General features: G+C 43.0%; 11 protein-coding genes. All 11 read left to right on the top strand.

Going from position 1 to position 21,953, the window contains the following annotated elements; genetic code table 11:
- The first annotated feature begins 61 nt into the window (after window positions 1–61).
- The 11 genes from K6V21_RS02760 (at window position 62) to K6V21_RS02710 (ending at window position 21,951) form a co-directional block, all read left to right on the top strand.
- The gene (locus K6V21_RS02760; protein ID WP_217712450.1) at window positions 62–1,030 is read left to right on the top strand and encodes a family 43 glycosylhydrolase; all 969 of its coding nucleotides are present in this window, start codon (window positions 62–64) and stop codon (window positions 1,028–1,030) included.
- 33 nt (window positions 1,031–1,063) lie between these two features.
- Window positions 1,064–3,325, top strand: coding sequence for a GH92 family glycosyl hydrolase (locus K6V21_RS02755; RefSeq protein WP_224320791.1), 2,262 nt, complete (start codon window positions 1,064–1,066; stop codon window positions 3,323–3,325).
- Between the two features lie 258 nt (window positions 3,326–3,583).
- Window positions 3,584–6,181 carry a beta-glucosidase gene (locus K6V21_RS02750; protein WP_224320790.1) on the top strand — a complete coding sequence of 866 codons (2,598 nt, stop codon included), beginning with the start codon at window positions 3,584–3,586 and terminating at the stop codon, window positions 6,179–6,181.
- Window positions 6,182–6,187: 6 nt separating this feature from the next.
- Window positions 6,188–8,980, top strand: a complete 2,793-nt coding sequence (locus K6V21_RS02745; RefSeq protein WP_224320789.1) for a glycoside hydrolase family 2 protein — start codon at window positions 6,188–6,190, stop codon at window positions 8,978–8,980.
- A gap of 12 nt (window positions 8,981–8,992) precedes the next feature.
- The gene (locus K6V21_RS02740; RefSeq protein WP_224320788.1) at window positions 8,993–11,362 is read left to right on the top strand and encodes a glycosyl hydrolase family 95 catalytic domain-containing protein; all 2,370 of its coding nucleotides are present in this window, start codon (window positions 8,993–8,995) and stop codon (window positions 11,360–11,362) included.
- 43 nt (window positions 11,363–11,405) lie between these two features.
- Window positions 11,406–12,392, top strand: a complete 987-nt coding sequence (locus K6V21_RS02735) for a family 43 glycosylhydrolase (RefSeq protein WP_224320787.1) — start codon at window positions 11,406–11,408, stop codon at window positions 12,390–12,392.
- Window positions 12,393–12,400: 8 nt separating this feature from the next.
- The gene (locus K6V21_RS02730; protein ID WP_224320786.1) at window positions 12,401–13,813 is read left to right on the top strand and encodes a glycoside hydrolase family 30 protein; all 1,413 of its coding nucleotides are present in this window, start codon (window positions 12,401–12,403) and stop codon (window positions 13,811–13,813) included.
- Between the two features lie 173 nt (window positions 13,814–13,986).
- Window positions 13,987–15,921 (top strand): GDSL-type esterase/lipase family protein, encoded by a 1,935-nt coding sequence (locus K6V21_RS02725; RefSeq protein WP_224320785.1) that lies wholly within the window; start codon window positions 13,987–13,989, stop codon window positions 15,919–15,921.
- Between the two features lie 243 nt (window positions 15,922–16,164).
- The gene (locus tag K6V21_RS02720) at window positions 16,165–16,809 is read left to right on the top strand and encodes a hypothetical protein (protein WP_224320784.1); all 645 of its coding nucleotides are present in this window, start codon (window positions 16,165–16,167) and stop codon (window positions 16,807–16,809) included.
- Between the two features lie 621 nt (window positions 16,810–17,430).
- The gene (locus K6V21_RS02715) at window positions 17,431–18,900 is read left to right on the top strand and encodes a hypothetical protein (protein ID WP_224320783.1); all 1,470 of its coding nucleotides are present in this window, start codon (window positions 17,431–17,433) and stop codon (window positions 18,898–18,900) included.
- Window positions 18,901–18,903: 3 nt separating this feature from the next.
- On the top strand, window positions 18,904–21,951 hold the full coding sequence (locus tag K6V21_RS02710; RefSeq protein WP_224320782.1) for a SusC/RagA family TonB-linked outer membrane protein: 3,048 nt from the start codon (window positions 18,904–18,906) through the stop codon (window positions 21,949–21,951).
- Window positions 21,952–21,953 lie beyond the last annotated feature (2 nt).

Below are 21,953 nucleotides of genomic sequence, written 5' to 3'. Positions count from 1 at the left end.
CTTTGTTAATCAGTCAACTCTAATTTTGCTCGTATTAACTATAAAAACAATAAAATAGCGTATGAAAAACTATTTGATTACCTTAACTGCCTTGTCGTTGACATTGATGAGCTGCAATAACCAGAAGCAAGCTGAAACGGTTGCTTTAGGTCCGAATCCTTTTATTACTCACATGTACACAGCCGATCCTTCAGCTCATGTATGGGAAGACGGACGTTTGTATGTTTATGCTTCTCATGATGTTGATCCTCCGCGTGGGTGTGATTTGATGGACCGCTATCATGTATTCTCTACGGATGATATGGTGAACTGGACGGATCATGGTGAAATACTGAACTCTTCGCAGGTGTCTTGGGGACGTAAAGATGGTGGCTTCATGTGGGCACCCGATTGTGCATATAGGGATGGTACTTATTATTTTTACTTTCCGCACCCGAGTGGTGATGACTGGAACAATACCTGGAGAGTGGGTATAGCTACCAGTAAACATCCTGCCAAAGACTTTACTGTACAAGACAAGTATATTGAAATGATAGGAATGGAAGACGATTGCTTTGCCATGATAGACCCTTGTGTCTTTGTGGATGATGATGATCAGGCTTATTTCTATTATGGCGGTGGAGGTCGTTGTGTGGGTGCCAAAATGAAGGATAATATGATGGAATTGGCAGAACCGCTGCGTGCAATGGAAGGTCTGAAAGATTTTCATGAGGCTGCCTGGATACATAAGAAAGACGGTGTGTACTACCTGTCCTATGCTGATAACCATGCGGAGAATGGCAAGGGAGCTAATCGTTTGAATTATGCAACCAGTAATTCTCCGTTAGGACCGTGGACATATCAGGGCATTTATCTTGAACCTACAGGTTGCGATACAAGTCATGGTTCTATTGCTGAATATAAAGGAGAATGGTTTGCTTTCTATCATAATAGCTCTATTTCAGGCAAAGGAAATCTTCGTTCTATTTGTGTAGATAAGCTCTATTATAATCCGGATGGTACCATACAAGTGGTAACACAAACTAAATAACCTTTTATGCAAACAAATTAAAACTGTTATATTATGAAATTTACACATTGCTTAGCCTCAGTGGCCTTAGTCTCTGTTTTAGGTGCTTGTGGAGGAGTACAAAATCAAGTAACCGATGTAAAAGGTCCGGTTGACTATGTAAATCCCTACATGGGAAATATCAGCCATTTGCTGGTTCCTACTTTCCCCACTATCCATTTACCAAACAGCATGCTCCGTGTTTATCCGGAACGGGCAGATTACACAACGGATATGTTGAATGGACTTCCTTTGATTGTGACCAGTCATCGTGGCAGCTCTGCTTTCAATCTGAGTCCGTATCAAGGGGATAAACTTCGTCCGGTTATAGCTTACAGTTATGATAATGAGATATTGAAACCTTATTACTATGAGGTGATTCTTGATGACGAAGAGATCAAAGTGAAGTATGCGCCTTCCCACCAGTCTGCTCTCTATCAGATAGATTATAGCCAGCAGGATAAGCCTGTGTACATGATGATCAATTCACGTAACGGTGCTATCAAGGCAGGTGACGGGGTTGTGAGCGGTTACCAGCAATTGGAAAATAATACGCGGGTTTACCTGTATATAGAGTCGGACGTTGCACCTATAGAAACCGGTATTCTGGCTGATGGTAAAATAGATGTCGACAAGAAAGAAGCGGAAGGTCGTAATGCCTGTGCTGTTATGCACTTTGCAGATGGAACGAAAACGGTCAATCTGCGCTATGGGATTTCATTTATAAGTGAAGAACAAGCCAAGAAAAACCTGCAACGTGAATTGCCTGACTATAACCTGCGGGCTTTAGCGGAAAAGGGACGTCAAACCTGGGATAAAGCATTGAGCGATATTCAGGTAGAAGGTGGCAGCGAGACAGATAAGCAAGTGCTTTATACCTCGCTTTATCGTGTATTCGAACGTCCGGTATGCATCAGCGAAGACGGTCGTTATTTCAGTGCATTCGACGGAAAGATACATGAAGATAATGGCGAGCCATTCTACACGGACGATTGGATTTGGGATACTTACCGTGCTGCCCATCCTTTGCGTCTGCTGATTGACGAAGGAACAGAAAAGAATGTGATTGATTCTTATTTGCGCATGGCGGAACAGATGGGAGATATGTGGATGCCTACTTTCCCCGAAATCACAGGTGACTCTCGCCGCATGAACTCCAACCATGCCGTAGCAACTGTGGCCGATGCGGCTGCTAAGGGATTACAATTCGATTTGGAGAAAGCCTATGAAGCTTGTCGCAAAGGAATAGAGGAAAAGACATTGGCACCGTGGTCGGGTGCCGCTGCCGGTTGGATAGACGATTTCTATAAGAAGAACGGATATATCCCGGCACTCCAGGCAGGAGAGAAGGAGACGGATCCGAATGTGCATCCGTTTGAGAAACGTCAGCCGATTGCCGTTACACTGGGAACTTCCTATGATCAATGGTGCTTATCGAGAATCGCCGACATGCTGGGAAAGAAAGATGATGCTGCCCATTATCTGAAGTGTGCTCATAATTATCGCAATGTGTATAATGCTGAAACAGCTTTCTTTCATCCGAAGGATAAAAACGGCAAATGGATTGAACCGTTTGATTATCGTTTCTCCGGAGGTATGGGTGCCCGCGAATATTATGGCGAAAACAATGGTTGGGTGTACCGTTGGGATGTTCCCCACAATGTAGCTGACCTGATTGCCTTGATGGGAGGTAACGAACAGTTCATTGCCAATCTGGACCAGACTTTCCGTGAACCGCTGGGGCGTGGCAAGCATTCTTTCTATGCACAGATACCTGATCACACGGGCAATGTAGGTCAATTCTCAATGGCTAATGAACCGAGTTTGCATATCCCTTATCTCTACAACTATGCCGGTCAGCCCTGGAAGACACAAAAGCGTATCCGGCAGTTGTTGAAGACATGGTTCCGTAATGACCTGATGGGATTGCCGGGAGATGAAGACGGTGGCGGTATGTCGGCATTTGTCGTATTCTCTTCTTTAGGTTTCTATCCGGTGACTCCGGGCTCCCCGTCTTATAACATCGGCAGCCCTCTGTTTACTAAAGCTAAAGTGATGCTGAGCAATGGAAAAGTGTTTGAGGTAGAGGCACAAGGTGCATCGGACGAAAACAAATATATCCAGTCTGCAACGTTGAATGGCAAGGAATGGAATAAGCCCTGGTTCAGCCATGACGATATAAAAGATGGAGGAAGACTGGTATTGGTAATGGGCAACAGACCCAATAAGGCATGGGGTAGTGCGGCAGACTCTGTTCCCCCCTCGGCTGGCAAGTAGGCACCTATAGTGCACAGAGTAGGTGAAAGCCTAAGGCGGAGGTTTATATATCCTTGCGTATATTTATTTATATCGCCCGGTATAAACAAATATATCGAGCGGTATAAATGTATATACGGATCGGTATAAATAAATATACCGCTCGGTATAAATAAATATATCAATCGATATCTTAACTCAATCCTTAGGCTATTGATAAGTAGGAACAGCTAACCTTAGGCCATTGGTAAGCCAGGGCAGCTAAATATTATAAATATTATGAAGAGAAGAACCAAGATTGTATATACCATACTGTTGACACTTATGGCCTGTGCCGCCCGAACGACACAGGCTCAGGAGCTTTATAAGAATGAAAATGCTCCCACCCACGAACGTATCATGGACTTATTGTCACGTTTGTCGGTTGAGGAAAAGATTAGTTTACTGCGTGCTACGTCACCGGGCATCTCCCGTCTGGACATTCCTAAATATTATCATGGCAACGAAGCGCTTCACGGAGTGGTTCGTCCGGGACGGTTCACTGTGTTTCCGCAGGCCATCGGACTGGCGGCTACCTGGGACCCGGTGTTGCAGGAACAAGTGGCTACGGTTATTTCTGATGAGGCCCGTGCCCGTTGGAATGAACTGGACCAGGGACGGGAGCAGAAGAACCAGTTCAGCGATTTGTTGACTTTTTGGTCGCCTACAGTGAATATGGCGCGCGACCCGCGTTGGGGGCGTACTCCTGAGACATACGGTGAAGACCCGTATCTGAGTGGTGTCATGGGGACTGCTTTTGTGAAAGGTTTGCAAGGCAATGATAGTCGTTACTTGAAGATTGTATCGACTCCCAAACATTTTGCAGCCAATAATGAAGAACACAATCGTTTTGTATGTAATCCGCAAATATCAGAGAAGCAACTTCGCGAATACTATTTCCCGGCCTTTGAGGCATGCGTGAAAGAGGGTAAGTCTGCATCTATCATGTCCGCTTATAATGCGTTGAATGATGTGCCTTGTACGCTGAACGCTTGGCTGCTGACCAAAGTGTTGCGTAATGACTGGGGATTCAAGGGCTATGTGGTTTCCGATTGCGGAGGTCCTTCCTTACTGGTCAATGCGCATAAGTATGTGAAGACTAAAGAGGCTGCGGCTACTCTCTCCATAAAAGCGGGTTTAGACCTGGAATGTGGCGATGATGTATATGATGAGCCTTTGTTGAGTGCCTACCGTCAGTATATGGTTACGGATGCTGACATCGATTCGGCTGCCTATCGTGTGCTGCGCGCACGTATGCAGTTGGGGCTATTCGATAGCGGAGAAAAGAATCCTTATACGAAGATATCTCCGGATGTGATAGGGTCGGCAGAGCATCAGGAAGTAGCTTTGAATGCGGCACGTGAATGTATCGTGCTGCTTAAGAATCAGAAAAAGATGTTACCGCTCAATGTCAAAAAGGTAAAGTCGATAGCTGTGGTGGGCATAAATGCTGGTAATTGTGAGTTTGGAGATTATAGCGGTTCGCCGGTGATTGCTCCGGTCTCGGTGTTGCAGGGTATCAAAGATAGGGTAGGCGATGGAGTGAAAGTGGTATATGCTCCTTGGAAATCAGCTGTAGACGGCATGGAGCTTATACAGGGGGCCAATTTTCCGGAAGGATTGAAAGCCGAATATTTTGATAATACGAAGTTGCAGGGTGCTCCGAAGGTGCGCAAAGAAGAATGGATTAACTTTGAGCCTGCTAACCAGGCACCTGATCCTTTCTTACCTAAATCTCCTTTGTCAGCTCGCTGGACAGGAAAATTACGTCCCACGGTCACCGGACAATATACATTCAGTTTTACATCAGATGATGGTTGCCGCTTGAGTATTGACGGCAAGATGCTGATTGATGCATGGCAGGGACATGCAGTCCGTACAGATACAGCTACTATTTATCTGGAAGCCGGAAAGGATTATCAGTTGAAGGCGGAATACTATGATAATCGTGATTATGCTGTGGCGAAACTGCAATGGCGGGTTCCTCAGGTTGGCAAAGTCACTCGTTTGGATTTGTATGGTGAGGCCGGAAAAGCGGTGCGTGAGTGTGAGACGGTAGTTGCTGTATTAGGCATCAATAAGTCGATAGAACGTGAAGGACAAGATAGATATGATATTCAGCTTCCGGCAGACCAGAGGGAGTTCTTGCAGGAAATTTACAAGGTGAATCCGAATATCATAGTTGTATTGGTTGCAGGCAGTTCGCTGACTATCAACTGGATGGATGAACATATTCCGGCTATAGTGAATGCTTGGTATCCGGGTGAGAGCGGAGGTAAAGCTGTGGCGGAGGTTTTGTTCGGTGATTATAATCCGGGAGGCCGTTTGCCGCTGACTTATTACAAGAGTCTGGATGAACTTCCTCCATTTGATGATTATGATATCACTAAGGGACGTACTTATAAGTATTTCAAAGGGGAGGTTTTATATCCTTTCGGTTATGGCTTGAGCTATACTTCATTCAAGTATTCCAATTTACAAGTGGAAGATGGTGAGGACGAAATAAATGTTTCTTTCCAATTGAAGAATACTGGTAAATGTGCAGGGGATGAAGTGGCACAGGTATATGTGAAACTGCCTGAACGGAATGAGGTAATGCCTGTTAAAGAGTTAAAAGGCTTTGAGCGTGTTTCGTTGAAGGGCGGTGAGAGCAAGAAAGTTACTGTCAAATTGCGAAAAGACTTGTTACGTTATTGGGATGAGGAGCAAGGTCGGTTTGTATATCCTTCCGGTGACTATATGATTATGTTAGGCGCATCTTCCGCTGATATCCGTTTGCAGAAAATTGTACCGGTATTGCAAAAGGATAATTATCTGATGCCTCATCCTGAAAAATAAATAGCAATGAAACGAAGCGCTCAAATTCAATGGATATTTTGTCTCTTATTGGGTTGTACTACTTCATTAGTAGCTCAGAATGTGGCAAATTGGGGATTGACTCATCCTCAGCCAAAAGGGACATTGCCGAAATCGAAAGTGCAAATCATGATGCCTTCCCCGAAGGCACAGATACCGATGGAGACGGCCGTAGAAAAAGTGGGCGAGAATGATTTCTTGTTGAACCGGGGCTGGAAACTGACGGATGGCAAGAACGGCTGGTATAATGCAACTGTTCCGGGTACAGTATTGACTACTTTAGTGGATCAGGGAGTATATCCTGATCCTTATTATGGACTGAATAATCTGGCAATTCCCGACACCCTTTGTAGGATGGACTGGTGGTACCGTTTGGAATTCAACTCACCTGTTCCTGCGGAAGGTAGAGAAGCTTGGTTGGTTTTTAAAGGTATAAATTATCAAGCCGAGATATGGCTGAATGACGTATGCCTGGGTACAATGAAAGGTGCCTTTATCCGGGGTGAATTTAATGCAACGGATCATTTGGTGGATGGTAAGAATACATTGGTTGTTCGTATTCTTCCACCACCTAACCCGGGAATTCCTCATGAACAGTCCCCATCTGCCGGCAATGGAATGAATGGCGGACAATTATGTCTGGATGGACCGACCTTTATTTCTTCAGAGGGTTGGGACTGGGTACCGGGCATTCGCGACCGGAATATAGGTATCTGGCAGGATGTACATTTACGTTTCACGAACGGCATTCGTCTGCATGATACGCAGGTGGTTACTCATTTGGCGCTACCGGATACTACAGTTGCTGAAGTTACTGTACGTACGGAAGTAGAAAACCTGCAACCGATAGCCAAGCAAGTATCGGTTGACTTGAATCTTGAAGGTAAACAGATAACTCAGGAGGTAAGCCTCGCACCTGGGGAACGAAAGGTAGTAGTCTTTATTCCGGATGTTTACGAAGCATTGGTGCTGAAATCTCCCCGCCTGTGGTGGCCAAATAATTATGGCCGTCAGGAACTTTATACGATGGATGTGGCTGTAGCGGAAAAGGGAGTGCCATCTGATTCCAAGAAAGTGCGTTTCGGAGTCCGTGAACTCTCTTATGAATTGGAAATTTGTTTTCCTGACGATTCTATCCGTCGGATGGAATATCGCCCGACCGTAATGGGGCAGGGTGAACCTGTTTTTGATAATATAAACCGTAAATATATTGAAGGCGGCATGTGTATGCCTCGTCTGAAAAAGAATGTTGCTTCTGATATTCTTGTGCCGGCACCGGACAAAGCTATGCAGCATTACATGGTGATAAAAGTAAACGGCAAGCGTATCTTCTGTAAGGGAGGAAACTGGGGGATGGATGATGCTATGAAGCGTGTTTCGCGCGAACATCTCGAACCTTACTTCCGTTTGCACAAAGAAGCGAACTTTAATATGATCCGTAACTGGACAGGTGAGAGTACGGAAGAGGTTTTTTATGAATTGTGTGATGAATACGGCATGCTGGTATTCAATGATTTCTGGCTGAGTACGCAAGGTTATAATATGCCGGTAAATGATGACAACCTATTCCTGCAGAATGCGGAAGATGTTGTGGTGCGTTTTCGTAATCATCCTTCCATTGCTGTTTGGAATCCCCGTAATGAAGGATTCGCCCCTGCTTATATTGAAGAACGGCTTGCAAAGATGATTGCAGAGAAGGACGGTACCCGTTACTATAGTCCGAACTCTACACATTGTAACCTAAGACCAAGCGGTCCATGGAACTATCATAAGAATCCGGTAGATTATTATCGTAACCGGGCACATGGGTTCAATACGGAGCAAGGTTCGACTTCCATCCCTACGGAAGAATCTATTCTGGCTATGATGGATGTGAAAGATGCCTGGCCTATCAGTGATGTTTGGTATTATCATGATCTGCATGGGGGACAGAGGGAATTTATGGAAGACATAGATCGGAAATACGGAAAGCCGACGGACTTGAAAGACTTTAGCCGAAAAGCACAGATTGCCAACTATGACAGCCATCGTGCCATGATGGAAGCATGGAACAGTAAAATGTGGAACAGTACAAGTGGCCTGTTGCTCTGGATGAGCCATCCGGCATGGCCCAGTATGGTCTGGCAAATTTATTCTTGGGATTATGAAACCTTCGGATCTTTCTATGGTTGCCGCAAGGCGTGTGAACCTGTCCATATTCAGAAGAATCTTGATGACCAGAAAATAATAGTAGTGAATACTACTTTAAAGGAAATGAAAGGAGCCAAAGCTATCTATGAAGCTTACTCTCTGGAAGGTAAATCTTTGTTCCGACGGGTATTGAAAGTAAATGTAGCGGCCAATGGAACAACAGAATGTTTTGTGCAGGATAAGCCTCTTGGCATTACCGGGGTATATCTGGAGCGTCTGCTGTTGACTGATAAATATGGAAGGACAGTTTCTGTCAATGATTATTGGCAAGACAATGGCAAAGGAAACTTTCTGGATTTTAATTCATTGGAGGAAGCCTCGGTAGCTTGTAAACTAATCAGTAGAAAGAATAATCGGGTACAAATTGAATTACGTAATACAGGTGTAAAGCCTGCCATTGCCTTGAAACTAAATGTACGTGAGCCGGATACGGACAAACGTATCCTGCCTGCTTATATCTCAGACGGCTATTTTAATTTATTATCGGGAGAAAAGAGAACTATCACAATAGAATATATGTCGCAAAGAGAGGCTTCGATTTCTGTAGAAGGATATAATTTGAAGCGCAGCAGGTTGTTAACTCTGAAATAAGAAAGTAAATATATGTGGAATAAGAAGATACTATACTTCGCTTTGGTTTGTATAGCATCGTTGGGAGTATGTGCCCAACCAGTTATACGTCAGGTTCATTCCAACCGCTTTCCTGCAACTTATAGTAAGTGGCAGGAAGCCTTGCTAGCCGGTAATGGTAAGATGGGAATCATGGTTTTTGGAAACCCTCTGCATGAAACGGTTGTTTTCACTGACCGTTTCTTCAACTTCCCTGGTGTAAAGTCACGTACATTTGCCGAAGTACCTCGTGATACACTCGATTTAATAAAGAAATATTGTGCTATCGGAAAGTTTAAGGAAGCTAATGATTTAGCTGTACGTACTTCCCATTGGCATGATGGAGGAGAAGGCGGTAGGCATCCCGGCTTTGTGCTCAATATTGATATGGATGCGGATGGGGAAATAAAAGACTACCGTCGCATCTGTAATTATGAAACCGGAGAAATAATAGTTCGGTGGAGTGACGACCGTGGAGAATGGGAGCGTCGGTCATTTGTTTCCCGCGATGCCAATGTTTCGGTATTCGAACTGCAAGCACCTGCTTCCGGTGGCCTGAGTTGCGCAGTCAGTTTGCAAATGCTTGAAGAGATGAATTTCCCGAAAGGAATGAAAGTGAATAGCCTGCATGCGAAAGATTATCTGAATATCCGTGTGAACTATGCTCCGCCAATGGATGCGGAAGGTTATGAAGGGGGGATTCGGGTAAAGCAGTCGGGCGGTTCCAGTTTTTTACGTAATGACACTTTATATATACAGAACGCTTCGAAAGTACTCTTGCTGGCACGTACCGAAAAGTACGCTACGGATTGTATGGCGGAGTGGGATAAAGGTTTACTGAAAGAAGCATTGAATAAGATAAAACCGGATTATAAATCTCTTGTGAAGGCTCATAAGGCTATACATGCCGCAATCTTCAACCGTGTGAAGATGGACTTGGGCGCATCTCCTGCCGAACGATTGCTATCTAATGAAGAATTATTGGAAAAACAGAAACAAACGGATTCACCTGTGCTGGCATTGTGGGAAAGGATTTTCTATGCAGGAAGATATCATTTCTTGTCTTCCGGCAATGAACTGACACCTCCTGATTTATTAGGAATCTGGACAGGTGATTGTAATGCGGGATGGGGAGGTTATTATCATTTGGATGCAAACCTGAACTTGCAGGTCAGTGGCGGAAATATTGGTGCTATGCCCGAAGTGATGGAGGGATATTTTCATCTGAATGAGGTTTGGCGGAAAGATTTTGAAATCAATGCTACTAAACTACTAGGCTGTCGCGGTATGCTGGCCTGTGGCAATACCCCCGGGCTTTCTTCTGGATTGATGGCTTCTATCAATGATTTCTATCCATATCATTATGCTACGGGTGAGGAAGCCTGGCTGCTTTATCCTTTTTGGGAGCACTACCTGATAACGGAAGATAAAGAGTTTCTGAAGGACCGCTTGTTTCCTTTACTGAAAAGTATGGGAGATTTCTATGAAGACTTCTTGAAGTATAAGGATGGGGAAGGGCATTACATTATTACTGGTTCTGTTTCACCGGAAAATCAACCGTCAAACTTGCGTGTGTCTTTGCTGAACAACTCCGCTTTTGATCTTTCCGGAGCTCGCTTTTTATTGTCTACCTTAATTAAAGTATGTAATTTATTGAATGAAGAACAGGGCGTCAATGGTGGTAAGGCTCGTTGGCAAAGTCTGTTGGATGCACTGCCTCCTTACCAGATTAATGAAGATGGGGCCATCAAGGAGTGGGGCTGGCCGGGCTTGGCTGAGAGTTATAACCATCGGCATTCCAGCCATTTGATGATGGTGTGGCCTTATCGTGAATTCTCGGAAGGCAGGACTCCGGAACTTTATAAAGCAGCTCATAGGGCTTTGCAGATGCGAGACCGTCATAATTATGAGAATGCGGGACATGGATTCCTGCATGCGGCTTTGATTGCCGCAGGGTTGCATGATGATGCTTCTTTAAAAAATAAGTTGCTGACGCTGACTCAAAAAGACTTTTACTTTAATAGCCTGTCTACGGCACATTACCCGAATTTCGGAACTTTTTGTACAGATGTCTGCCATGCAGTACCGGGTGTGTTGATAGAGATGCTGGTGGGGTCGGATGAAGAAGGCATTGAACTGTTGCCTGCTTTGGTGGATGGCATTGAACGTGGCTGTATCAATGGAATAAAAGCACGATGCGGAGTGACGGTGGAACAGCTCTCGTGGAACCTTTCCGATAAAAAGATATATGTCAAGCTCTGTTCTACAAAAGACCGGAAAATAAGATTGAAATTTGGGCAATGGTATGATGAAGCCATTTCATTGCGAGGTGGAAGAGTTGAGAAGGTTACAATCACTTACTGATAGAGAAAGATCTATTAATTACTAATATCAAAACACATTACTTATGAAAAAGAAGTTTTATCCGATTTTTGCTTTGTTCCTGGCGGGATTTATGTTCTCCTGTCAATCTTCTAAAAGTAACTCGGCGAAAGAGGAAGTTACCGGGATTGACAGTATGGCTCCGAATCCGTTTATCACGCACATGTATACAGCCGATCCTTCGGCACATGTATGGGCGGACGGACGTTTGTATGTATATGCTTCGCATGATATAGATCCTCCGCGTGGTTGCGACTTGATGGACCGTTACCATGTGTTCTCTACAGACGACATGGTACATTGGAAAGATCATGGTGAGATATTGAATTCATCACAAGTCCCTTGGGGACGCAAAGAGGGTGGATTCATGTGGGCTCCCGACTGTGCCTACAAAGATGGTACGTACTATTTTTACTTTCCGCACCCCAGTGAAACCAAAACAGACAAGAGTTGGAAGATTGGTGTGGCCACCAGTAAGGAACCGGCTGCTAACTTTACCGTGCAGGGCTATATAGAAGGGATGGATCCGTTGATTGATCCTTGTGTATTTGTGGATGATGACGGTCAGGCGTACATTTATAACGGAGGCGGAGGAATTTGTAAAGGTGGTAAGCTGAAAGATAATATGGTTGAACTGGATGGTGAAATGAAAGATATGGAAGGTTTGGAAGATTTCCATGAAGCCACATGGATTCATAAATATAATGGGAAATATTATCTTTCTTATTCAGACAACCATGATGAAAACTGGAATGACGGTGTGAAAGGGGATAATCGTATGCGCTATGCCATCAGTGACAATCCGCTCGGCCCCTGGAAAGCTATGGGTATCTATATGGAGCCTACGGATAGCTATACCAATCATGGTTCTATCGTAAAGTATAAAGGTGAGTGGTTTGCATTCTATCACAACAGTGCTTTGTCCAATCATGATTGGTTACGTTCTATTTGTGTAGATAAACTCTACTACAATGAGGATGGAACCATTCAAATGGTAAAACAAAGAAAATGAGATAATTTATGAGGTTCGTAAATATTATTATACTATTCCTGTTAGGAGGAACCGTTTCAGCGCAGAAAGTCGAGTGGTATGTTACCACTCAGACTTCTCCGTGGGTGAAGCAGAAGATAAAATCAGAGCGGACAACTATCGGAGAAGAAATAGTGCTTGACCCGACTCAACGCTTACAGTTGATTACAGGTATAGGCGGCTGCTTCAATGAAATGGGTTGGGACGCACTGAATGCATTATCGACCGGAGATCGTGAGGCTGTTCTTCAAGCTATATTTGGTAAAGAAGGGGCTTGTTTTGATTATTGTCGTCTTCCGATGGGAGCCAATGACTTTGCTATGAGTTTCTACTCTTCGGCTGATATTGCGGAGGACTTTAATCTGGTGAATTTCAATATTGACCGTGACCGATATATTCTGATTCCTTATATTAAGGCTGCCCGTCAGGTAAATCCTGACCTGCGTATTTGGGCTTCTCCCTGGTGCCCTCCGGTATGGATGAAGACAAATAATCATTATGCTTCCGCTGTTCGTCCGTCGGGAGAAGCAGATGTGAACGGGCTTTTGCCGGGAGAAACAATCGCTGAATTTAGTACCGGTTTCCGGATGGAAGAAGGGTATCTGAAGACGTATGCCGATTATTTTGCACGCTTCATTAAAGCCTACGAGGCAGAAGGATTACCGCTGGAATGTATCCATGTGCAGAATGAACCTTGCTCCAATCAGGTGTTCCCCAGTTGTAAATGGCGTACGGAAGATTTGACATTCTTCTTGGGACATTATCTGGGACCGACTTTTGAAAAAGAAAATATCCAAACAGATATTTATTTTGGAACCATTAATACGGCCAATCCGGATTATGTGCGTGTTGCCTTGAAGGACGAGCAGGCTGCTAAATACATAAAGGGAGTGGGCTTCCAGTGGGATGGGAAAAAGGCTATTCCAACCATTCATCGTGAATATCCTGAATTAAGGCTGATGCAAACTGAAACAGAATGTGGCAACGGAGCAAATACATGGGATTATGCCGAATATACATGGAATCTGATGAAGCATTATTTCAGTAATGGTATCAATTCTTATCATTATTGGAATATGATTCTTCCTAGTCCGGGTATCAGTCCTTGGGGCTGGAATCAGAATTCGATGGTTTCCATTGATAAGAAGAAACAGACCGTGACGTATAATCCGGAGTTCTATCTAATGAAGCATTTAGGGCATTTTGTGCGTACGGGTGCCTATAGACTGGAAACACCGTCAGATAAAAATATGCTGGCTTTTGTAAATCAGGATGGCACTGTCAGTGTTATTGTTGCTAATGTAACTGATGCGGAAGAGACGATGAGTCTTGAAATAGGGGGACAGAAAGTTACATTAACTCTACCACCTCACTCTTTCCATACAGTAAGCTGGAAGAAATAATCTTCTCATCCGGTTTTCTGTAAGAATCTGTTTTAATAATGCGGAGTAAAATTTAATCGGGTTCTAATATATTAGAAAACAATTTTTCGTTTTAAATACTTTATTATACTTAGTTTGTAGTAAAAGTTGGTTATAATGAAGTAGTTGTTTAATGACCTGTATATGAGACTGCTATGAACATAAAATATTTTTCTTATTTCTTCTGCCTGCTTTTGGGGCTGGCAGTATCTTTTTACTCAATTCCCGTTCAGGGGAAAAGTGAAAACTGTATTTCTAAAAGCAAATGGTACGAAGGGGACCGTTATGATTTCAAATTCCAAGGGCGTGATGCTATTATTGTTGTACCCCAAAAAGCAGCTACCGGTAATCCGTGGATATGGCGTCCGGCTTTCTTCGATGCATTTCCAGCTGTTGATAAAGCTCTGTTGGAAAGAGGCTTCCACGTGGTTTACTTGGATGTTACAAATGATTATGCCAGTCCATGGGCTATTGAATTGGGCAACCGTTTCTACAAGGAAATGGTGGAGAATTACGGGCTTTCTTCTAAAGTAGTAATGGAAGGATTTAGTCGAGGAGGACTCTATTCCATTGTTTGGGCTTCCCGAAATCCGGATAATGTTGCTTGCCTCTACCTTGACGCACCGCTCAGTGATGTATTTACTTGCTTGAAGAGACTCCATAAAGCGGCATGGAAAACTTTATTGAAAGAATGGAATCTGACAGAAGAAACCATTGACCGCTTCGACGGCAATCCTATAGACAATTTGGAGCCATTGGCTAAAGCGGGTGTGCCTATTATCAGTGTGTGTGGAGATAACGATCGGAGTGTACCGATTGAGGAGAATATGATGGTGATACGTAAACGTTACTTGGCATTGGGTGGAAATGTAGAATTGATAATAAAGCCGGGATGCGATCACCATCCGCATAGTCTTGAAGATCCTCAACCTGTGGTCGATTTTATTATGCGTCAACAGCCGGAGTATAAGAAATACCAGCACTATACCATTCGTGGCAGTTTGCACAACTCGTTCATTAAGTTTGAACGGGAACGTCGGGGAAGGGTGGCTTTTATCGGTGGATCTATCACAGAGATGGTGGGGTGGAAAGACATGATGGAGCAACAGTTACAACAGCGTTTCCCTTTTACGGCTTTTGAGTTTGTAGAAGCTGGCATCAGTTCTACGGGAAGTACTCCCGGAGCCTTCCGTTTGGACAACGACGTATTGTCGAAAGGTAAGATAGACTTGTTGTTCATTGATGGATCAGCAAACGATATGACAAACGGTTTTACGCCCGAGGAGCAGGTGCGGGGAGTGGAGGGAGAAATCCGTCATGCTTTGGAAGTTAATCCGGAAACGGATATCGTGTTGACTCATTTTGCAACGGACGGCTTCCTGCCTATCATTGCTAAACGGCAGATGCCGGATGCTATTTTAAATCACGAGCGGGTGGCAAATCATTATCGGGTGTCGTCCGTCAATTTGGCACAAGAGATTTCAGAACGGTTGCAGGATGGGCAGTTTACTTGGAAAGATTTTGGATACGCACATCCTCATCCTTATGGGCAATCTATTTATACTGCAGCCATCAGTAATTTGCTGGACGCCATGCAGAGGGAAATAAATGCTGAAAGTATACGCCGGCCGCATGATGTTCCTACCATGCAACTCGATCCATACAGTTACACCAAAGGGCATTTTATCCCTCTCAGTCGTGCGCGTATCGGTCGTGGATGGAAGATTATAGACGATTGGAATCCGGACAATAAATATGAAAAGCGAAAAGGATTTGTACATATTCCCATGCTGGAAGCAACACGTCCGGGCGATCGGTTGACACTTCTTTTCAAAGGAAGGGCTATCGGGATTTTTTGTGTTTGCGGACCGGCGGCAGGTATACTGGAATATAGTGTGGATAATGCACCGTTCAAGAAACTGGATACTTATACAGCATGGAGTTCAGCCCTGTATATTCCGTGGGTATATATGTTAGAGACAGAGTTGAAGGACACTGAGCATACATTGCGCTTGCGTATCTCGTCCGACAAAAATCCCCGTTCGTTGGGCACGGAATGTCAAATAAGGAACTTTGTGGTTAATAAATAAGAATTTTATGTAGTTATTATGTGATCTGTTAAGGACTCAGTCTTAGCTTTACTCTTGCCTTAATATATTAAAACAATAAAATAGATAGTTCTGTATTTCAGGTGGAAAAATCATTAATCTGAATACTATTATCGAAATTTGATATGATTCTTTATTGAGTGTTAATGTATTTCGGATCGGTGTCAATAATCAACAAAGAGAGAATGAAATGTCTTTTAGAAGTACTTAAAAATAAATTATATCATGAAAAATTACACACTTACCCTCTGTATTATAATGTTTCCATTGATTGTTTCTGGTCAAAATCTCACATTGAAAACTAAGAGTTTGTATGAATTGGAAGCCATAAGAGACAGCATGAATAAGGTATTATCCGAAGAAATCTTATTCCGTAAAGATAGTGTAAATCAAAAGCTGTATAAAGTAGCCTATATAGCTCCTACGGATAGTTTGGAAATAGCCGAATGGCCATATAATCGGGCTGTTGGTACAAATACCTCCTTACATTCGATAGAAATAAGAGAAAACGATACAAAAGTTACCTTTCTGCAACCTATATACTGGGATTGGCAATGGCTCAACTATGGTAAAGGTTACACCATTGTAGATAGAGTAACAGGAGATAAGTATAAAGTACGTGGATATGATGGGGGAGGAGAACTGGGTAAACTCATGATCATTCAAAATTGTAATGGAAAAGCCATCTATGTCAGTCTGTTGTTCCCCAAATTAGGGAAAAATGTGAAAAAGATTGATATTATTGCATATCCTCATAAGGATGATGTTCATCCCTCAAATTCTGTTCCTAGTGATGGAACGGCATATCTTAATATTAATATTGAGGACTATTTAGTTAAGTCTTCAAAAGCCCCCCAAATATACGACTAGTATATCAAGAATCTTTTAGCCTTGTATTTCTTCTATTTGAATGGCATAGCTTCAATAAAAGAAATACGGGGCTAAATGCGAAGAATATTTTATTCTCCTTCGAATTTCTTTTCTTTATTTTGTAAAGTTTCCTGTTGGTAGTTCTTTCCTTGAAGCCCTAGAATCTTTTAATTAAATTGAAGCTAAGCGAATAAGATGGCAGAAATATTTGCTGTATTTCGTTTCCTTTTATTCGCTTATTTCGTTTTTTGTTTTCTGTAATAATGCGCATTGTTGTGAATGCTGTATATACAGGCGATTTTAGAGTGCTTATTAATGGCTTTCTGATATATAATGTCTTCATAGATTGAATATCCCAATCTTCACGATCCGATATTGTCATATCGGCAACAGCATAAGCATTAAGTAAGCTGTTTCTTAGCAATTTTATAAATCAATTGCTTTTAGCTATAGGAGTTCATACTAAAATTACTAGAAAGCTTAAAATTAATGCAATATTAATTAGTTTTTATGTAATTTTTATATGATTTATTAATGGTTTGCTTATAGTTTTGCTTTCGTTTTTAATATATCAAAAACAAAGATAATTGTTAATTAAATTACAAAAAAGAAAAGTGTATTATGAAAAAGCACCTTTTTAAGAAGAACAAAAGCGAGAAAGAACGGGTTCGGAGTTTTCCGTGTGTTCAGAAGCAACAGCGCCACTATCGGATAGCTGTGCCGCTGGTATGTCTTGTATTTGGTCTCTGTGCCTGTGAGGAATACAAGTTCCCAGTGACAGATGTGCCGGGGCAGTTTGAATTTATTCCGCCCAGTGATGTAGACAAGTTGGCTGCCGAGGGAGCTGATGGACAAATCAAATTGACATGGAATGTAGCCTTATCAGAGTCGTTGAAAGCAATCCATGTGACTAACCAGAACACTGGTCAAGAACAGGTAGTAGGAGGTACTGATACGGAAGTTGTCTTTACCGGTTTGACTAACTATGAGAAGTACACATTTATGGTTAAGACGGAAAATCAGAATGGTCAACTTGCTTATGGCGTTACGATTAGTGCCAAACCATGGGTACACGATAATGTGAGTCCCGGTGCGGTAATTGATTTGACCGGTTATAAAATGGGAGATGAAACAGCATTTGCTGTATGGAAAAGTCCTGAAGACAATGACGTGAAAGAGTTTAGAATTGAGTTGGGTACTTCGTCCATGACTGTAGATGCAGAAACTACTGTTGCTTCTATCATGGGTGATATCACTCAACCATTGAAAGTGTATGCCATTGACTATTCCGGTAACATTTCTGTAGCAGCAGAAACACTAGCTAATGCGCCTGTAGTGACTATTGATGGTTATGATGATGGAGCAGACTTTGTAGGATTGAATCCAGCTATCAACAGTAATGATATCCCGAATAAAACTACTGAATATATCCGAATTCACAAAGATCCTGTTATTACAGGTATTGATGGTTATGTGCTTTATTATGAGGGCACTGAAATGGCTAAAACTGCCAGTGCAGTACCGGGTGAAATGGAGACGTTGACGATGCCTATGCAACAAGGGAAACGTCTTTGGGTAGATGATGCTAAAACAGACGGTTATTGGCTTGTGCCTGTACAGGTTGGAATCATATCTGGTGGCAAAGAAATCTCCAGATATGACTATCTGACTTACAACAATATACCTGGTACGTTACAGTTGACTACTGCAGACTTTATCAATAATGAGAATCGCGGTGATGGTGGAGCTATTAGACGTAACAATGATGGTAATCTCTATACCAGTTTGCTTGGTAACAATGATGGTCCTGAAGTGTGGTGTACGTATACCATTAATGTACTGGAAGACGGTGACTATGACGCATTCATGTTCTATTCTAATGAAGCAAACAAACCCTTCTGGCTTTCGGTAGATGGAGGTGAGAAAGTAGAGGGTAAAACAGGAGTAGGTGGAGTAGGTACAGGCAACTGGGATTTCTATGCGCCGGCAGACCCTGTCACTCTCTCTCTTACAAAGGGACAACATGAATTACGTGTGGATATCACCCCTGGTGGTTGGAATTGTCAGAAAATTATTTTTAAGAAGAAATAAGCTATGAGAGCACTAACAAATATAAAAAGAAAAATTGGACGGTTTGTGGGCATAAGCGCATTGCTGCTTGTAGTTGGCGTAGCCCATGCGCAGCAGACCAAATCAATCCAAGGTTTGGTGTTGGATGAAACCAATCAACCATTGATTGGTGCCACAGTTCGAGTAACTAACAGTACGGTTAATGGTGGAATCACCGATGTGGATGGGGTATTCAAATTGGATAATGTACGAACGGGAGATACATTGAAAGTATCTTATATCGGTTATCAAGATTATCGGCAGGTAGTTAAAGCAAGCGATAATTTCTTCCGCATCTCCCTGTCTCCGGATGAGACACAATTGGAGGAAGTGGTGGTAGTAGGATATGGCCAACAGAAGAAAGCTTCGGTGGTGGGTGCCATCGCAACAGTTTCGGTAAAGGAGCTTAAGCAAAGTCCTGTATCCAATGTATCCAATGCCTTAGCCGGGCGATTACCAGGTTTGATTACTGTACAACGTTCCGGTGAGCCAGGGGCGGATCAGGCGACTTTGTATATTCGCGGTATCAGTACATTCGGTTCTGGACAAGACCCGCTCATCTTGATTGATGGTATTGATCGTGGTAAGGAAGGACTTGCCATGATGGAATCTTCGGAAATTGAGAATATCAGTATCTTGAAAGATGCCTCGGCTACAGCTGTATATGGTGTACGTGGTGCGAATGGTGTGGTACTTGTTACTACCAGGCGCGGTACAGTGGGTAAACCTGTCATTTCCTTCTCGGCCGACTTTGGTCTGCAATCGCCCTCTTCAATGCCCGAACTGGTAGGTGCGTATGATATGGCCGTGTTGACAAATGAAGCTTTGGTGAACAATGGTCAATCTCCCAAATATTCACAGGATCAGTTGAACATATATAAAAGTGGAGGAGGAAATCCTTTCTTGTATCCTGATATTAATTGGTTTGATGAAGTGTTGAAGAAAAATGCTTATATGCAACAGTACAATGCCAGCATTACCGGTGGATCGGAGAAAATGCAATATTTTGTGTCTGCTAATGTGTTGAGACAAGAAGGTATATTCCGCCGTGGTGCTTACAATGATAATTATAGTACTAATGTAAGCTATACCAAGTATAACTTCAGAAGTAACCTTGACTTCCAGTTGAACAATGTTATTTCAGCTAAATTGACCTTGGCAGGTGTAATTGGCGATAAGCGTCGCCCGTCGTCTGGAGTGAACTCCATCTTTGAACGTGCTCGTGTAGCCAGTCCAAATGTGACGCCTATTCGCAATCCGGATGGTACATGGGGGGCTCCTCCTACGACTAACCACAATGTGCTTGCCCATTTGGTATCTCATGGATATTCTAAGGAAGCAGAATCGGCTATTACTGCTACATTGGGTGCTTCCGCCGACTTGTCGGAATGGGTAAAGGGATTGAGTGTGAATGTTGATTTCTCTTTCGACTTCGACAACTTATATACATACGATCACAGAAAAGATGATGATATGTTTACTTTTGGTCCTAATGTTGAAACCTATCCTCATATGGTAATCGGCAGTCCGTTAGGATTTGGAGGAAATATTAATTCCTACAATACCAGATACGTAATTGAGCCCTCTATCCGCTATAACAATACGTTTGGTAGTGATAAACAGCATGCCGTTTCCGGTTTGATATTGATGAATGCACAAGAGAATACCGTACGCGATCAGGAAGTTGCTTATCGCCGTTTAGGAATAGTAGGGCGTGTGACTTATGGTTACAGAGACAAATATTTGGCCGAGGTGAACGCCGGTTACAATGGTTCCGAGAACTTTGCTCCGGGCAATAGATTCGGTTTCTTTCCTTCCGCTTCCGTTGGATGGGTATTTACAGAAGAAGATTGGTTCAAATCAAACAAGGTGTTGGATTACATGAAACTGAGAGCCAGTTATGGTATGGTAGGTAATGATAATATTGGTGGCGAACGCTTCTTCTACGAAAGTCGTTGGGGCGGCGGTGGCGATGCTAAATTCGGTATCAATAAAGGCGGAACAGGAAACGGTGGTGGATTGAAAGAAGTCCGTAACGGAAATCCTGGCTTGACGTGGGAAACCGCTCATAAGTTCAATTTCGGCTTTGACTCCCGTTGGTTTAATAATCGCTTCGAGTGGACCACTGATGTGTTCTATGAAAAAAGAACCAATATCCTTACCAATATAGATATTGTTCCGGCCACCTATGGAGGACCTGCGATTACAGCCAATGCAGGAAAGGTAGAAAATAAAGGTATTGAGCTGGACGGAACATGGCACGAAAGGTTAAACAAAAACTTTGATTATTTTGTAGGTGGTATGTTCTCTTTTGCCCGCAATAAAATACTCGAAAGACCGGAAACTCCGAGAGCTTATCCATACTTGCAGCAGGTAGGCTACCGCGTAGGTCAGGCTAGAGGATTTATCGCTGAAGGATTGTTCCAGTCGGAAGAAGAAATTTTGAGAAGTCCCGCTCAGTTCGGACCTCTTTATCCGGGTAATATCAAGTATGCGGATATCAACGGTGATGGTGTCATAGACGATAATGACCAGCATCCGATAGGATTTACCAATGTTCCTGAAATAATGTACAGTGTGAAAATGGGCTTCAAGTACAAGAATTTTGACTTTAGCTGTCTGTTCCAGGGAGCAGCCAATGTGAACTATGATTTCAGAACCGGTGCCAATATGCCGTTCAATAACGAAAACAGTACACCTATTGTTGAATGGTTAGATCGCTGGACACCGGAGAATCGTGACGCGAGCTTGCCTCGTCTTATCCCTGCGATAGGATCGACAGGTAACGATGGAAACAGAAGCAGTACCTTCTGGTTGAAAAACGGTAACTACATCCGTTTGAAGAATATAGAGATCGGTTATACACTTCCTGATAGTTGGATGAAAGCCATTAGAGGAACTGATGCTCGTCTTTATGTCAATGGAATAAACCTGGTGACTTGGGATAAAGTTCCGGTATATGACCCGGAAAATACAAATGCCAGCTATCCTTTGATGAAAGTAGTCAATGTCGGAGTTAAAGTGTCATTCTAAAA

Source organism: Bacteroides cellulosilyticus, from assembly GCF_020091405.1.
Taxonomy (GTDB): domain Bacteria; phylum Bacteroidota; class Bacteroidia; order Bacteroidales; family Bacteroidaceae; genus Bacteroides.
This window is presented reverse-complemented; position numbering and strand designations above follow the sequence as displayed.